The organism is Paraburkholderia bannensis (genome assembly GCF_014200455.1).
In the GTDB taxonomy this organism is placed as follows: domain Bacteria; phylum Pseudomonadota; class Gammaproteobacteria; order Burkholderiales; family Burkholderiaceae; genus Paraburkholderia; species Paraburkholderia bannensis_A.
In genome coordinates this window covers 29089-43510 of sequence record NZ_JACHBW010000028.1, presented here as the reverse complement: position 1 = coordinate 43510, position 14422 = coordinate 29089, and the positions used below count along the sequence as shown (strand labels likewise).

Annotated in this window: 15 protein-coding genes; 12 read left to right on the top strand and 3 right to left on the bottom strand. The window is 65.2% G+C overall.

Features of this window, described 5'->3' with window-relative positions; genetic code table 11:
- Positions 1-25: 25 nt before the first annotated feature.
- Complete coding sequence (locus F4827_RS31545; RefSeq protein WP_260175497.1) at positions 26-313, bottom strand: hypothetical protein; 288 nt, start codon at positions 311-313, stop codon at positions 26-28.
- 569 nt (positions 314-882) lie between these two features.
- Here F4827_RS31545 and F4827_RS31540 point away from each other — a divergent pair.
- Together F4827_RS31540 and F4827_RS31535 are read left to right on the top strand one after the other, a co-directional pair.
- Positions 883-1683: a class I SAM-dependent methyltransferase gene (locus tag F4827_RS31540; protein ID WP_183731887.1), complete on the top strand. Its 801-nt coding sequence runs from the start codon at positions 883-885 to the stop codon at positions 1681-1683.
- 69 nt (positions 1684-1752) lie between these two features.
- Positions 1753-2064 carry a thioredoxin family protein gene (locus F4827_RS31535; RefSeq protein WP_183731883.1) on the top strand — a complete coding sequence of 104 codons (312 nt, stop codon included), beginning with the start codon at positions 1753-1755 and terminating at the stop codon, positions 2062-2064.
- Between the two features lie 90 nt (positions 2065-2154).
- Here the strand turns inward: F4827_RS31535 and hpaR are convergent, their stop codons facing one another.
- Positions 2155-2550, bottom strand: a complete 396-nt coding sequence (gene hpaR / locus F4827_RS31530; RefSeq protein ID WP_183731962.1) for a homoprotocatechuate degradation operon regulator HpaR — start codon at positions 2548-2550, stop codon at positions 2155-2157.
- 192 nt (positions 2551-2742) lie between these two features.
- Between hpaR and F4827_RS31525 the strand changes: the two genes are divergently transcribed.
- From F4827_RS31525 to hpaI, 7 genes are read left to right on the top strand one after another with little or no spacing between them, the layout of a single operon-like run.
- Complete coding sequence (locus tag F4827_RS31525; protein WP_183731880.1) at positions 2743-3513, top strand: fumarylacetoacetate hydrolase family protein; 771 nt, start codon at positions 2743-2745, stop codon at positions 3511-3513.
- Complete coding sequence (locus F4827_RS31520; RefSeq protein ID WP_183731877.1) at positions 3510-4283, top strand: fumarylacetoacetate hydrolase family protein; 774 nt, start codon at positions 3510-3512, stop codon at positions 4281-4283. The genes F4827_RS31525 and F4827_RS31520 overlap by 4 nt, the downstream gene beginning before the upstream one ends.
- Positions 4284-4290: 7 nt before the next feature.
- Complete coding sequence (hpaE, locus tag F4827_RS31515) at positions 4291-5757, top strand: 5-carboxymethyl-2-hydroxymuconate semialdehyde dehydrogenase (protein ID WP_183731874.1); 1467 nt, start codon at positions 4291-4293, stop codon at positions 5755-5757.
- Between the two features lie 36 nt (positions 5758-5793).
- Entirely contained in the window at positions 5794-6657 is an 864-nt protein-coding gene (hpaD, locus tag F4827_RS31510; protein WP_183731871.1) for a 3,4-dihydroxyphenylacetate 2,3-dioxygenase, read from the top strand.
- A 20-nt stretch (positions 6658-6677) separates the two neighbouring features.
- Positions 6678-7088 carry a 5-carboxymethyl-2-hydroxymuconate Delta-isomerase gene (locus F4827_RS31505; RefSeq protein ID WP_183731868.1) on the top strand — a complete coding sequence of 137 codons (411 nt, stop codon included), beginning with the start codon at positions 6678-6680 and terminating at the stop codon, positions 7086-7088.
- Entirely contained in the window at positions 7082-7885 is an 804-nt protein-coding gene (hpaH, locus tag F4827_RS31500; RefSeq protein WP_183731866.1) for a 2-oxo-hept-4-ene-1,7-dioate hydratase, read from the top strand. Before F4827_RS31505 ends, hpaH begins: the two co-directional genes overlap by 7 nt.
- A 37-nt stretch (positions 7886-7922) precedes the next feature.
- Entirely contained in the window at positions 7923-8699 is a 777-nt protein-coding gene (gene hpaI / locus F4827_RS31495) for a 4-hydroxy-2-oxoheptanedioate aldolase (RefSeq protein ID WP_183731864.1), read from the top strand.
- Position 8700: 1 nt separating this feature from the next.
- On the opposite strand, the gene F4827_RS31490 is transcribed toward hpaI, so the two are convergent.
- Positions 8701-9147, bottom strand: coding sequence for a MarR family winged helix-turn-helix transcriptional regulator (locus tag F4827_RS31490; RefSeq protein WP_221303886.1), 447 nt, complete (start codon positions 9145-9147; stop codon positions 8701-8703).
- Between the two features lie 144 nt (positions 9148-9291).
- Between F4827_RS31490 and F4827_RS31485 the strand changes: the two genes are divergently transcribed.
- The 3 genes from F4827_RS31485 to F4827_RS31475 all read left to right on the top strand — a co-directional run bounded on the left by F4827_RS31485 (position 9292) and on the right by F4827_RS31475 (position 14279).
- Positions 9292-10062 carry a class II aldolase/adducin family protein gene (locus tag F4827_RS31485; protein ID WP_183731862.1) on the top strand — a complete coding sequence of 257 codons (771 nt, stop codon included), beginning with the start codon at positions 9292-9294 and terminating at the stop codon, positions 10060-10062.
- Between the two features lie 3 nt (positions 10063-10065).
- A complete protein-coding gene (locus F4827_RS31480) occupies positions 10066-11100 on the top strand; it encodes a 2-dehydropantoate 2-reductase (RefSeq protein ID WP_183731860.1) in 1035 nt (344 codons plus the stop codon).
- A gap of 506 nt (positions 11101-11606) precedes the next feature.
- Positions 11607-14279, top strand: a complete 2673-nt coding sequence (locus F4827_RS31475) for a mechanosensitive ion channel family protein (RefSeq protein ID WP_183731857.1) — start codon at positions 11607-11609, stop codon at positions 14277-14279.
- The last annotated feature ends 143 nt before the right edge of the window (positions 14280-14422 follow it).

The following is a 14422-nucleotide window of genomic DNA, read 5'->3' as shown; positions in this document are numbered from 1 at the left end:
GAAGCCCTGGAGCGCTGGCTCTGGATCAACGCTCGAGCTTCACGCGCAGTTCACGCGCGGCTTCGAGCAAGCCTTCATAGCCGGAACGCGCGTGTTCGGGCAAGTCGGGGTCGCCCACCAGCGCGCCCAGCGTTTCGATCAGGCTGAACACCAGGCCCTTGGCCGCGCCCGCAGCGATGTTGCCGCTCTTCACGCCTTCGTCGACATGCGAGAGCGCGGCATTCAGATTGTCCAGATCGGATTGGGACACGGGTTGTGGAACACTCGCGCCCGGCGCTTGAGCGTCATGCTTTTGCGTATCGTCGCTCGTCATGATGAATGGTTTCCCCTCGCTAGAGCTTCGTAGAAAGCTTCGTAAAAAGAATCCCGCACTGCTGTTATATACCCATCGCAGGCGGCCGTCCAATGGCCTCCCGACCACTCCCGAATCTTCTCACCTTTGCCCTCCGAGCGCAGGATCGCGCGCTGCCAGCGCTTGACTTTGTTCATGTCGACGAAGAATAAAATGCCTGAAAAACAAGCGTTTTTTCCGTTTACACAAATCGTGACGGCTTAATCATCGATACTTTCGCGCCTCTTGCGACGCACTTAATCCGCCCCCCGCAAACGCTCACCTTTGAATCGCGAATGCGGATTGCCGTGCGATCGCGGCCATCGCACGGCATCGGCGCAGGAGTCGGGAAGATTCATTTCAACGCGTGTTTTACGGTCTGTTGCAGCGATCGGGCCGCACGAACATCGCCATGCCGATGCCCAAAGGTGCGCCCGCGTCCGCCACGCCCCTCACTCCCGAAAACCCTCACCTCAAGCCTTCTTGACGCCGCCGCCGCGCGTCTCCAGACTGTGCGAGTCCCTGATTCGCCGAATGCCCCGCCCCCCGCCATGAGCCAGATCACGCCCTTCGTCGCCGACCGTTTTCACCACGCCGCGCCGCATTACCTGATCGGCCGGCCCGCCTATTCGCCCGCGCTGATCCGGCGCGTCGCACAGCGCGTGGGCCTGGACGGCACGCAGCGCCTGCTCGATCTCGGCTGCGGCCCGGGCCAGCTTTCGCTCGCCTTCGCCAGCTGGGTGGCCGGCGCCACCGCCATCGACCCGGAACCGGCGATGCTCGAAGCAGCAGCCCAACTGGGCGCAGGCCTCGCGCCCAATATCGACTATCGCAAGGGCAGCTCATACGACCTCTCGCCCGACCTCGGCGTGTTTCATCTCGCTGTGATCGGCCGCGCGTTTCACTGGATGGATCGCGTGGATACGCTCGCGCGCCTCGATCAGTTAATCGCCGAAGGCGGCGCGGTCGCGCTCTTCAACACCGCGCAACTGGACGATCCGCAACGCCCGTGGGCGGCGCAATATCGCAATCTGCTCGACAGCTACGCAAACAGCGATCCCACCCGCGCGCTGCGGCGCTCGGAGCAATGGGAGAGCCATACCGACGTACTGGCGCGCTCGGCGTTCAGCGCCATCGAGCGCATTTCGGTGATCGAATACCGGCGCGTGAGCACCGGGCAACTGAAAGCGCGCCCGCTGTCGATGTCGAGTCTGTCGCGCGAACGGCTGGGCGAGCGGCTCGATGCGCTGCTTGCGCAGATCGACGCCATCGTCGCCGAACACGGCAGCGAGGGTTGGCTGGTCGAGCGCATCGAATCGACGGTGACGCTCGCCACGCGCGAAGCGGGTTGAAGCGGGCTGAAGCGCATTCGCGCCGCTTGCGTTATCGTATGAAGATGTCCTGACACCGAAGGAATCGCGATGAGCTATGCCACCCAGGCCCCGGCCCGCAAGGAGATCGACGCGCTGCACGGTCACGCCGTACTGGAGTTCGGCACCGATTGGTGCGGCTACTGCCAGGGCGCGCAACCGCTGATTGGCGATGCGTTCGCCAAGCATCCCGGCGTGCGCCGCATCAAGGTGGAAGACGGCCCGGGCCGCGCACTCGGCCGCTCGTTTCGCGTGAAGCTGTGGCCCACGCTCATTTTTCTGCGCGACGGCACGGAAGTCGCGCGCATCGTGCGGCCCACCTCGGCGAACGAACTCGACAACGCGTTCGACGCGCTGGGCTGAACGCGCGCCTAACCGCGCACTCTCCCGTAAATCCTCACCTTTCGCCCATTTGCAAGCGCCGTCTCGCGCGGCGCGCGCCGGGCGGCACACTCATTCGAGCCCGGCGAGCAGGTCGTCGATGGCGCGATAGACCCGCTCCACCACTTCCGTCCCCACCTCCTGTTCCAGCGCCTGATAGCGCGTTTCCAGTTCCTTCGTGATCGCCTTCACCAGTTGATGGCTCTTCTTCGTGAGCGTCACCAGCACGCGCCGCTGGTCGTCGGCGAAACGCTCCTTGGTCACGAGGCCCAGCGCCTCCATGCGCGCGAGCACGCCCGCCATGCTCGGGCTCGAAATCGTGCACAGATCGGAAATCTGGCGCGGCTCCAGCGGACCGCTTTCATTCAGCGCTCGAATCACGCGCCACTGCTGTTCCGTGAGCCCATGCGCGGTGATGAGCGGACGGAAGCGCTCCATCATCTTTTCGCGCGCCCGCAGGAGCAGCATGGGCAGGTTGCGGTGCGCAACGCGCGTGGAGGTGCGTGAGGAATCGGACATGATGGCCTGGTTCAGGACGCCGCGGCGGATTGCCCAAAGCCCAGGGGAAACCCGCGAAAGCGACGTCGATGGTTGACGCTGGATCATAGCAAGCGCAGAATCACTCACATATTAGTGTTTTCCGGGAAAGCGACCCACGCCATGTTTTCCGTAGACGATCATCTGCTGCATCTGGAAGGTGAAGCCCTGCCACGCGACGTCAGCGCGGCGCAGGCCCGCGCGCTGCTTGCGGGCGGCGCACGCTGCCGCGCGCCGGTCTCTGGCGCTGTGTACGGCACGCTGCTCAACGACCGCCACGCGCTCGAAGCGCTCGGCGACGCCGTCAATGCGCCGCCCTATAAGGCGCCCCCGCGCGCGCCCATTCTCTATCTGAAGCCGCGCAACACGCTTGCGGGCCACGGCGCACGTGTGGTCGTGCCGGGCGCGCAAGGCTTGCAGGTCGGCGCGTCGCTGGGCGTCGTGATCGGGCGCACCGCCACGCGCGTCGCGGCGCGCGTGGCGCTCGACTACATCGCGGGCTATACGCTGGTTGCGGATCTGAGTGTGCCGCACGACAGCGTCTATCGCCCGTCCGTGCGCTTTCGGGCGCGCGACAGCTTCTGCGTGATCGGCCCGACGGTGCTCGCGCGCAAGCATGTTGCCGATGCCGACAATCTCGCCATCCATGTCGATATCGAAGGCGCGGCGCCTTTTTCCGCGAATACCGCCACGAACGTGCGCAAGGTCGCGCAACTGATCGCGGACATCACCGATTTCATGACGCTCTCACCCGGCGACGTCATCACCACGGGCGTGCGGCACGGCTCGCCCGTCGCGCATGAAGGTGCGCGCGCAACGATCTCGATCGAAGGCTGGCAATCGCTCGCCGTCGAATTCATCGCGCCTCACACCGCGCAAGGAGCCACAGCATGATGCGAGGACGCGTTGCCTACGCGGGCGCGATTCACGAAGCGTATCCGCATGATGCCGGGCGCGTGCGCCTGGCCGATGGCCGCGTGCGCGAGGAACACGAAGTGGTCTGGCTCGCGCCGTTCGAACCCGGCACGATCTTTGCCCTCGGCCTGAACTACGCCGAACACGCGAAAGAACTGCAATTCAACAAACAGGAAGAGCCGCTGGTCTTCCTCAAGGGCCCGGGCAGCGTGATCGGCCATCGCGGCTACACGCGCCGCCCAGCCGATGTCACCTTCATGCACTACGAGTGCGAACTGGCGGTTGTGATAGGCCGCCAGGCGCAGAATGTGAAGCGCGAGGACGCCATGCAGTACGTCGCGGGCTACACGATCGCGAACGACTACGCGATCCGCGACTACCTGGAAAACTACTACCGGCCGAACCTGCGCGTGAAGAACCGCGACGGCGGCACGGTGCTGGGGCCCTGGTTCGTCGACGGCGCCGATATCGCCGACGTCAACGCGCTCGATCTGCGCACGCTCGTGAACGGCGAACTCAGGCAGCACGGCAATACGCGCGATCTGGTCACCGGCATCGCGGAACTGATCGAATATCTGAGCGGCTTCATGACGCTCGCGCCCGGCGACGTGATCCTCACCGGCACGCCCGAAGGCGTCGTCAACGTGAATGCCGGCGACGAAGTGATTTGCGAAATCGACGGCCTCGGCCGCCTTGTCAACACGATCGCGTCCGATGCCGATTTCGGCCGCGCCACCCCGACGGAATGAACCCGCCATGCCTACCGAGCGTATCGAACACCTGATCGACGGCCGCGCCCACGCGAGCCGCGACTACTTCGAAACCGTGAATCCCGCGAACCAGGACGTGCTCGCGGAAGTCGCGCGCGGCGGCGCGGAAGAGGTCAATCTCGCCGTCAGCGCCGCGAAGAACGCCTTTCCCGCGTGGGCTGCGAAGCCCGCGGCGGAACGCGCGAAACTCGTGCGCAAGCTCGGCGAACTGATTGCGAAGAACGTGCCGGAAATCGCGCAGACCGAAACGAAGGACACCGGCCAGACCATCTCGCAGACGAGCAAGCAGCTGGTGCCGCGCGCCGCCGACAACTTCACCTACTTCGCGGAAATGTGCACGGCGGTGGACGGCCACACCTACCCCACCAGCACGCATCTGAACTACACGCTGTTTCATCCGACCGGCGTGTGCGCGCTGATTTCGCCGTGGAACGTGCCGTTCATGACCGCCACCTGGAAGGTCGCGCCGTGTCTTGCGTTTGGCAATACCGCCGTGCTCAAGATGAGCGAACTGTCTCCGCTCACGGCGTCGATGCTCGGTCAGCTTGCGCTGGAAGCGGGCATCCCCGCAGGTGTCCTGAACGTCGTTCATGGTTTCGGCCAGGAAACGGGCGAACCGCTGGTTGCGCATCCGGATGTGCGGGCCGTGTCGTTCACAGGCTCGACGGCTACGGGCAATCGCATCGTGCAGAGCGCGGGCCTGAAGAAGTTCTCCATGGAACTGGGCGGCAAGTCGCCGTTCGTGATCTTCGACGACGCCGATTTCGAACGTGCACTCGACGCTGCCGTGTTCATGATCTTCTCGAACAACGGCGAGCGCTGCACCGCCGGTTCGCGCATTCTGGTGCAACGTTCGATCTACGCGAAATTCGCGGAACGTTTTATCGAGCGCGCGAAGCGCATCATCGTGGGCGATCCGCTCGACGAAAAAACCGTCGTCGGCCCGATGATCAGCCAGGGTCATCTGGCGAAAGTGCGCAGCTATATCGAGCTTGGCCCGAAGGAAGGCGCCACGCTCGCGTGCGGCGGTCTGGAGCAGCCAGACCTGCCGGAAGCACTGAAAAAAGGCAATTTCGTGCGGCCCGCGGTATTCGTCGATGTGGACAATCGCATGCGCATCGCGCAGGAAGAAATCTTCGGGCCAGTCGCCTGCCTGATTCCCTTCGAGGACGAAGCAGACGCCATCCGCATCTCGAACGACATCGCTTACGGACTGTCGAGCTATGTCTGGACCGAAAACACCGGCCGCGCGCTGCGCGTGGCCGCCGCCGTCGAGGCGGGCATGTGCTTCGTGAACAGCCAGAACGTGCGCGATCTGCGTCAGCCTTTCGGCGGCACCAAAGCCTCCGGCGTGGGCCGCGAGGGCGGCACGTGGAGCTACGAGGTGTTTCTCGAACCCAAGAACGTGTGTGTTTCGCTGGGCTCGCATCACATCCCGCGCTGGGGCGCTTGAACCGGGCTGCCCGCACAGAACATAGGAGACACAGCGATGGGCAAACTCGCGCTGGCGGCAAAAATCACCCACGTACCTTCGATGTATCTATCGGAACTCGACGGCCCGCATAAGGGCTGTCGTCAGGCCGCTATCGACGGGCACAAGGAAATCGGCCGGCGCTGCCGCGAGCTGGGCGTGGACACGATTGTGGTGTTCGACGTGCACTGGCTCGTGAACAGCGAATATCACATCAATTGCGCGCCGCATTTCGCCGGCAACTACACCAGCAACGAGTTGCCGCACTTTATTAAAAATATGGAGTACGAATATCCCGGCAACGCGCAGCTCGGCCATCTGATCGCCGATGTCGCGAACGAGATGGGCGTCAAGAGCCGCGCGCACAGCGAGACCACGCTCGAACTCGAATACGGCACGCTGGTGCCGATGCGTTATATGAACGCGGATCAGCGCTTCAAGACGGTTTCGGTGGCGGGCTGGTGCATGTGGCACGACCTCGCCACGAGCGCGCGCTTTGGCCTTGCGGTGCGCCGCGCCATCGAGGAACGCTACGAGGGCACGGTGGCGATTCTCGCCAGCGGTTCGCTCAGCCATCACTTCGCCAACAACGGTACCGCCGAGCAGTTCATGCACAAGGTCTGGGACCCGTTCCTCGAACAGACCGACCGCAATGTGGTCGCGATGTGGGAACGCGGCGACTGGAAGACCTTCTGCGAAATGCTGCCGCTCTATAACGAAAAGTGCTGGGGCGAAGGCGGCATGCACGACACCGCGATGCTGCTGGGCGCGCTGGGCTGGGATCAGTACGAGGGCCGCGCGGAAGTCATCACGCCGTATTTCGGCAGTTCGGGCACCGGGCAGATCAACGCCGTGCTGCCGGTCACGCCGCTGCCGCGCTAAGCCGCGAAGGAGTACTTCAGATGCCCCATCTCACCCTTGAATACAGCGCCAACCTCGCTGACGCCGCGAGTATCGGCCAGCTCTGCGAAACGCTCGCGCAGGTGCTCGACGCGCAGCGCGACGCCGATGGCGCGCGCGTTTATCCGCGCGGCGGCATCCGCACGCGCGCGCTGCGTTGCGAGCAGTACTACATCGCCGATGGCGATCCGCACAACGCCTTCCTGCACGGCTGCCTGAAAATCGGCGCAGGCCGCACGCCTGAAGTCCGCCGCGCCACCGGCGATGCGCTGTTCGATGCCATCAAGCTGCATTTCGCCGAAGCGTTCGCCGCGCACGGACTCGCGCTCTCGCTGGAGATCGTCGAATTCAGCGAGGAAGGCGCGTGGAAACACAACAACCTGCATGCGCGGTTGAGGAATTCATCATGCTAGAAGCGCACATCATTCGCGAACTCGCCGCGCAGCTCGACGAAGCGGAGCGCACTCGCACGCAGTTGCGCCATTTCTCGCGCGCTCATCCGTCGATGACCATCGACGACGGTTATGCGATCCAGCGCGAGTGGGTCAAGCTCAAGCTCGCGGCGGGTCACACGATCAAGGGGCGCAAGATCGGCCTCACGTCGCGCGCGATGCAGCGCGCCTCGCAGATCGACGAGCCCGACTACGCACCGCTGCTCGACAGCATGTTTATCGAGGCCGGCAGCGCGATTCGCGCGGATCGCTTCATCGCGCCGCGCGTCGAAGTGGAACTGGCGTTCGTGCTGCAAAAGCCGCTGCAAGGGCCGAATGTCTCGTTGTTCGATGTGCTCGATGCGACGGCCTACGTCACGCCCGCCATCGAAATCATCGACGCGCGCATCGAGCAGTTCGACCGCGAAACCAAGGCGCCGCGCAAGGTCTTCGACACGATCTCGGACTTCGCCGCCAATGCGGGCGTGGTGCTGGGCGGCAGGCCGGTCAAGCCGCTCGATGTGGATCTGCGCTGGGTGGGCGCGCTGCTCTACAAGAACGGCGGCGTGGAGGAAAGCGGCCTGGCCGCAGCGGTGCTCAACCATCCTGCTACCGGCGTGGCGTGGCTCGCGAACAAGATCGCGCGCCACGATGAGCGGCTCGAAGCGGGCGACGTAATCCTGAGCGGCTCGTTTACCGCGCCGATTCAGGCCCGCGCAGGCGACACGTTCCACGCCGATTACGGTCCGCTTGGCGGCATCGGCTTCAGCTTTGTTTGACCCGCCCGCCCGTCAATCAATACTGCTTACGAATACGATGCCCGTACCTGTCAATACGTTGAAGCACGCACTCCGCGATGGCCGCGCGCAAATCGGCCTGTGGGCCGCGCTCGCCGATTCCTACGTCACTGAACTGCTCGCGACCACGGGCTTCGACTGGCTGCTGATCGACGGCGAGCATGCGCCCAACGATCTGCGCAGCACGCTCGCACAACTGCAGGCCGTCGCGCCCCATCCCACGCATCCGATCGTGCGCCCGGTGCGCAACGACGCCGCGCTCATCAAGCAGTTGCTCGACATCGGCACCCAAACGCTGCTGGTGCCGATGGTCGAAAGCGCCGACGATGCGCGCGACGCCGTCGCCGCCACGCGCTATCCGCCGCTGGGCATACGCGGCGTGGGCAGCGCGCTGGCGCGCGCGTCGCGCTGGAACGGCGCTGCCGATTACCTGCACCACGCCGCCGACGAGCTATGCGTGCTGGTGCAGGTGGAGACAGCCCACGCGCTCGCGCAATTGCAGGAGATTACCGCGGTGGAAGGCGTGGACGGCGTGTTCTTCGGCCCGGCGGATTTGAGTGCGTCGATGGGGCTGCTCGGTCAGCCAGGCGCGCCGGCGGTGCGCGAAGCCATTGTCGCGGGCATCCGCGCGGTGCGCGCGCTTGGCAAGGCGGCTGGCGTGCTGGCCGCCGATCGCACGATCGCACGCGAGTATCTGGAAGCGGGCGCGAATTTCGTCGCCGTGGGCAGCGACGTTTCCTTGCTCGCGCGCAGTGCAAGCGAGCTTGCGGCCGCGTTTCGCCCAGCCGCGGTTTAGGTCATTCTTCCTCGCCCCCTACCGCCACGAGCTTCGCGAGCGCGCCCTGCAGCACCTCGCGCTCGTGCGCGCTCAGCGCGGCCAGAATCGCCTCGTTCTGCGCGGTCGAAATCGCCGACGCGCGCCGATAAGCATTGCGCCCCTGTGCACCCAGTTTGACCAGCACGCCTCGCGCGTCCGCTGCGTTCGAGGCCTTTTCCAGCAGTCCCTTACGTTCCAGCGCGTCCGTCGCGCGGCTCGCCTGGCTGCGGTCGAGATTCGACACGCGCCCCAGATCCGACACCGAAATCGGCCCGAATGCCCCCACGCTCAACAGAATGCGCGCCTCCGTGAGCGACAGCCCGAGCGCCAAGGAAAACGCCTCGTTCATGGTGCGGTCGGTCTGCTTCTTGAGCACATGGAGCCGGTAAGTGAACAGCTCTTCGATCGGGTGTTTCGCCGTTGTCATGGTGGGTCTTGCGCTAGCATTGATGGATATTGGCCAGAATGATAGCGCAGCAAGTCCTTAAAAACACGGGCTCTTTTTTAATATTTGATGCTTGCGCACGCATTTATTAACGCGTAGCATCGGGTTGACAACGAGGAGACACTCATGAACGCAACCGCCGAATCCACGCGCCCCCACTGGTGCGAACCGCAGGAGTGGGCTGCCCGCGTGCAGCTCGCGGCCACTTACCGCGTATTTCATCAACTCGGCTGGACCGAGCTGATTTTCAATCACATCACGCTGCGCGTTCCGGGTCCGCACAAACATTTCCTGATCAATCCGTTCGGACTTGCATATGACGAAATCAAGGCGTCGAACCTCGTCAAGATCGATCTCGAAGGCAGGATTCTCAGCCCCAGCGATTACCCGATCAACCCAGCGGGTTTCGTGATCCACAGCGCAATTCATGCGAACGTGGAAGACGCGCATTGCGTCATGCACACGCACACCACGGCGGGTCTGGCCGTGGCGTGCATGGAAAGCGGTCTCGCCTCGACGAATTTTTATTCGGCGCAGTTGCACGGCATGGTCGCTTATCACGACTTCGAAGGCATCACCGTGCACGACGAAGAAAAGCCGCGCCTGCTCGCATCGATGGGCGACAAACGTCTGCTGATTCTGCGCAGTCACGGGCTGCTCGCGCATGGCGTGAACCTCGCGCATGCGTTCGCGCTATTGTGGACGCTCAATCGCGCCTGCGAGATCCAGGTCGTAACCGATTCGATGCGCGGCCAGACCCTTCCTATCGATCCGGCCATCACCGAGCGCTCCACGCGCGACGCGCTGCAGTTCTCGCCCGCGCATGGCGCGGGCGAGAATATCCTCGCGGCGCTGATCCGGCGCGTGGATCGCCACGACCCTTCTTACAAGGAGTAAGCATTGAACGCCTCGCAGCGAAGTATCACGGTGGTGGGCGCCGGCGCGATCGGCGGCCTGATCGCCGCACGTCTTGCTCGTTGCGCACGCAACGGAACGCCGGTCAATGTGCTGGCGCGCGGCGCGCAGCTCGAAGCGATTCGCCGTGACGGCCTCACCGTTGTCGAAAGCGACGACGAGCGCTACACCGCGCGCGTCAATGCCACCCACGACGCCGCCACGCTCGGCGCGCAGGACATCGTGTTCGTCTGCCTCAAGGGCCAGGCGCTCGCGCAATCGGCGGCATCGCTCGCGCCGCTCGTCGGGCCGCACACGCACATTGTTTCGGCGATGAACGGCGTGCCGTGGTGGTTTCTGAACGACTTCGGCCAGGCGCACGCGAATGGGCGGCTCGAATCGGTCGATCCAGGCGGCGTGGTGTCGTCGGCGCTGCCGGGCGCGCAGGCTTCGGGCTGCGTGGTGCATCTGTCGTCCTCGATCGCCGCGCCCGGCGTGATCCGCAAGGGCCGCGGCAACCTGCTGATCGTGGGCGCTTCGTCGCCACGCCTGGCCGCGCGCGCCGAAGAAGCGCGCGCACTGCTCGCCGAAGCCGGTTTCGACGTGCAGGCGCCCGACTCCATCCAGCACGAAATCTGGGCCAAGCTTTGGGGCAACATGACGATGAACCCCATCAGCGCGCTCACCCGTTCCAGCGCCGACGTGATTCTCGACGATCCGCTCACGGCCCAACTGGTCGCGGCGGTCATGGCGGAGGCGCGCACGATCGGCGAGGCGCTGGGCATCGGGCTCGACATGACGATCGAGGAGCGCAACGCGATCACGCGCAAGCTCGGCGCATTCAAGACATCGATGCTGCAGGACGTGGAAGCGGGCCGCACGCTCGAAGTGCAAGCGCTGCTGGGCGCACCTTACGAACTCGCGCAGCGCGCGGGCATCGCCGCGCCGTCGCTCGGCATGCTGTACGGACTTGCGCGCCAGCTCGACGCGAATCTCGAAGCGGCACGTCGTACGCCTGACGCGCACGCAAACAAATCGTAAGTACTGCGTAAGCGTGCATCGTCAGATACCCAAACGCGCCCTCATTTCAGGGCGCGTTTTGTTTGATCGCGGCACAGGCACCCGGCACACGGCGGTGCAGGCTCGCCGCCGGTTATGCGTCGTTGGGCGCATACTCTGACACTTCAAAACGTTCGTGCGTCTGCCGTTCGCGCGGTCTGACACCGTTTCGCGCTCCCCTTCAGGCTTGTCCCATCCACGTTCGCGCGTCCGCACCGCCGCAATTTGCGGGTAAAGCGCAATCCAGGGGCACAAAAATTGCGGCAGCGCGTCAATGTTAATCCGGACAGGGCGAAGCCCTGCAAGCGCAAACGCTCCTCGCGAATGCTGCAACCGGCAGTCCGCCAGCCATCGAGATCGACTCCGTTTTTCCCATGCCAAGGATCCCCCTCTTTTCTCGCCCACTCGCCCGCCTGTTCGTTCGCCTATTCGTTCGCTTGAGCACGCGACGTTTCGGTCCGCTGAGCGGCTTGCTAGCATGTGTCTTGATGTTCGCGGCAGTGCCCGGCCAGGCTGCGACTGCGGCCACGCCGGCGAACCCTGCCGCCCCGGTCGTGCTGACGCCCGCGCAAGCGCACGCCGCGCTGCAGGTTCTCGACGATCCGGTGCAGCGCGCCCGTATGGCGGATACGCTGCGCGCGATTGCCGCCGCTGGCGCGCTCGCGGCGCCTGCTTCGGGCAGCGCGGCAGCGAGCGCGCCGGCTGGTGCGAGCGCCGCCGCTGCCGCATCGGCGGCCAGCGCATCGCCCGCGTCGGACGCGCTCTCGAATGCGCTGCGCTCGAATGGCCTGGTGCTGCAAATCGCCGATGGCGCCGCGCACGGCGCACACGTCATTGGCAAGCAGCTGTTGCGCGCTCGCGGCGCGCTGTTCAATGTGCAATCGGCGCGCGACTGGTGGAGCGTGCGGCTGGGCACGCCGCAAGGCCACGCGATCCTGATCGGCCTGCTGCGCGTGCTGCTGCTCACGCTGGTGCCCGCCGTGCTGCTGGAGGCGCTGATGCGGCGCGTGATCGCGCGGCCTCATCGCGCCATCGTCGCGCACGCGCATCGGGAAGACGCGAGCGGGAACGCCACTGCGCCCGCCGCCGCAGCGCGCGAACCGGCCCAGCCGCAAACGCCCGAAGCGAGCGGCACCGCCGCCGTGCGCGTGGCGGCTGCGCAAAACGAAGCCCGCCAGGATGCGAACAAAGACGCAGAAAAAGACGCGCTGCGCACGGCAGCCGCCATGGGCACGCAAGCTGACGACGCCAAGGGCGTCGATGCCAATGCCATCGCCGCAGAAACCGCCCAGGTTCCGGCCGCCAGCGACGCTTCCTACGTGCACAGCGCCGCCGCGCTCGCGCGCGAGGCGCTGCACCGCAGCCGCGGCGCGCATCACTGGGGCCTGCTCAAGCGCCTGCCGCTCGCCTTCGTGCTCACCCTGCTCGATCTCATCCCGGTGATCGCCTTCGGCCTGTGCGCTGCGGGCGTGCTCTCGCTGTTCGGCCCCGAAGATGCGGCGCCCGCCGCTGCCGTCGGCCATGTTGTCGATACGTGGGTGATCTGCCGCATCATCATCGCGGTCGGCCATCTGCTGTTCGCGCCGGATTCGGACGACCTGCGCCTCACGCCCATGACCGCGCCGTGGGCCGCGTTCTCGCAGAGCTGGCTCGAACGCATCGTCGTGATCGGCGGCGTGGGCGGCGCGCTCGCGGGCGCGGTGCCGCTGGGCATGACCGAGGACGCCCACCTCGCGTTGGTGAAGATCGTGACTCTCGTCGCGCACATCGCGATTGCCGTGATGATCCTGCAGTGCCGCCATGCCGTCGCCGACCGCATCCGCAACTCGGCGGCCGGGCGCGGTTCATTCGCGTGGCTCGTGCACTGGTTCGCGGACATCTGGGCGATCGTCGCGATCTTCGTGGTGATGGCGCTGTGGTTCGTATGGGCGCTCGATCTGCGCGGCGGCTACCGCGAACTGATCCGCGCGGGCGGCGTGTCGCTTGGCGTGATGTTGTGCGCGCGCATGGTCGCCATCGTCGTGCTCGGCGCGCTCGGGCGCGTGTTCGATCCGTACGGCAAGGGCGAGAACCTCACCATCACGCAACGCCGGGCCTATCGCTATTACCCCGCGTTGCGACGCGTCGTGATGACCGCGCTGTGGATCGTCATGCTCGACGTGCTGCTGCACGTCTGGGGTCTGCATCCGGGGCGTTTCCTTATCAACGCGCCGATCGGCCACCTGCTCGGCTCGGCGCTGCTGACAATCGCCGTCGCCGTGGTGGTTGCCATCGTGATCTGGGAAGCCGCGAACGGCGCGGCCGAACGCCGCCTGAACGCATGGACCGATGCGGGCGACTACGTGCGCGCCGCGCGCCTGCGCACGCTGCTGCCGATGTTCCGCACCACGCTGTTTGTGGCGATCTTCGTGGTGGTGGGGCTCACGGCGCTTTCGCAGCTTGGCATCAACACCGCGCCGCTGATCGCGGGCGCGAGTATCTTCGGCGTGGCGCTGGGCTTCGGCTCGCAAAAGCTGGTGCAGGACTTCATCACCGGCATCTTCCTGCTGACCGAAAACGCCATGCAGGTGGGCGACTGGGTGACGGTCGCGGGTGTGTCCGGCACGGTGGAATTCCTGTCGATCCGCACGGTGCGCCTGCGCGGCGGCGACGGCTCGCTCTACACGGTGCCGTTCAGTTCGGTGACGACGGTGAACAACACCAATCGCGGCATCGGCAACGCGGCGGTCAAGGTGATGATCGCCAACGGCGCGGACCTCGAACGCGCCGTCGCCACGCTCAAGGAAATCGGCGCGGATATCCGTAACGACGATGCCTTCAAGAGCGGCATCCTCAGCGACTTCGCGTACTGGGGCGTGGATTCGGTGGATGGCGCGAGCGTCACGCTGGTCGGCCAGATCCAGTGCAAGGACTCGTCGCGCTGGAGCGTGCAGCGCGAATTCAACCGCCGCGTGCTCACGACGTTTACGGAACGCGGCATCGAACTGGCCAATCCACAGCGCAATTTCCTCATCAATATGTCGGGCGAGCACGATGTGGAAGGGCGCGGCGATGAGCCTGACGATGCGCAGAACGCGCCCGCCCGACGCGCCTCATCGTCCGGCGGCGGCAGCGCTCAAACGCGCAACGGGCAGAACACGCCGCGCGGCAAGCCAAACTGACGGCAACCTGGCCGGTGCGTGTTTCTCCCTCATCGGCCTCACCCCACACAAACTCCCGAAAAGCCTCACCTTTAGCGCTGTCGCGCAGGTCTCCCCGCTTTCAGGCACTACCTTGAATGCCTTGAAATAAGGGCTTTTCGCGA

What these genes read in the sequence shown, in the direction of transcription:
- hpaD (WP_183731871.1), top strand. Translation starts at nt 5,794, where the DNA reads ATGGGCAAACTCGCGCTGGCGGCAAAAATCACCCACGTACCTTCGATG.
- F4827_RS31485 (WP_183731862.1), top strand. Translation starts at nt 9,292, where the DNA reads ATGAACGCAACCGCCGAATCCACGCGCCCCCACTGGTGCGAACCGCAG.
- F4827_RS31520 (WP_183731877.1), top strand. Translation starts at nt 3,510, where the DNA reads ATGATGCGAGGACGCGTTGCCTACGCGGGCGCGATTCACGAAGCGTAT.
- hpaI (WP_183731864.1), top strand. Translation starts at nt 7,923, where the DNA reads ATGCCCGTACCTGTCAATACGTTGAAGCACGCACTCCGCGATGGCCGC.
- hpaE (WP_183731874.1), top strand. Translation starts at nt 4,291, where the DNA reads ATGCCTACCGAGCGTATCGAACACCTGATCGACGGCCGCGCCCACGCG.
- F4827_RS31545 (WP_260175497.1), bottom strand. Translation starts at nt 313, where the DNA reads ATGACGAGCGACGATACGCAAAAGCATGACGCTCAAGCGCCGGGCGCG.
- F4827_RS31540 (WP_183731887.1), top strand. Translation starts at nt 883, where the DNA reads ATGAGCCAGATCACGCCCTTCGTCGCCGACCGTTTTCACCACGCCGCG.
- F4827_RS31505 (WP_183731868.1), top strand. Translation starts at nt 6,678, where the DNA reads ATGCCCCATCTCACCCTTGAATACAGCGCCAACCTCGCTGACGCCGCG.
- hpaR (WP_183731962.1), bottom strand. Translation starts at nt 2,550, where the DNA reads ATGCTGCTCCTGCGGGCGCGCGAAAAGATGATGGAGCGCTTCCGTCCG.
- hpaH (WP_183731866.1), top strand. Translation starts at nt 7,082, where the DNA reads ATGCTAGAAGCGCACATCATTCGCGAACTCGCCGCGCAGCTCGACGAA.
- F4827_RS31525 (WP_183731880.1), top strand. Translation starts at nt 2,743, where the DNA reads ATGTTTTCCGTAGACGATCATCTGCTGCATCTGGAAGGTGAAGCCCTG.
- F4827_RS31490 (WP_221303886.1), bottom strand. Translation starts at nt 9,147, where the DNA reads ATGACAACGGCGAAACACCCGATCGAAGAGCTGTTCACTTACCGGCTC.
- F4827_RS31535 (WP_183731883.1), top strand. Translation starts at nt 1,753, where the DNA reads ATGAGCTATGCCACCCAGGCCCCGGCCCGCAAGGAGATCGACGCGCTG.
- F4827_RS31475 (WP_183731857.1), top strand. Translation starts at nt 11,607, where the DNA reads ATGTTCGCGGCAGTGCCCGGCCAGGCTGCGACTGCGGCCACGCCGGCG.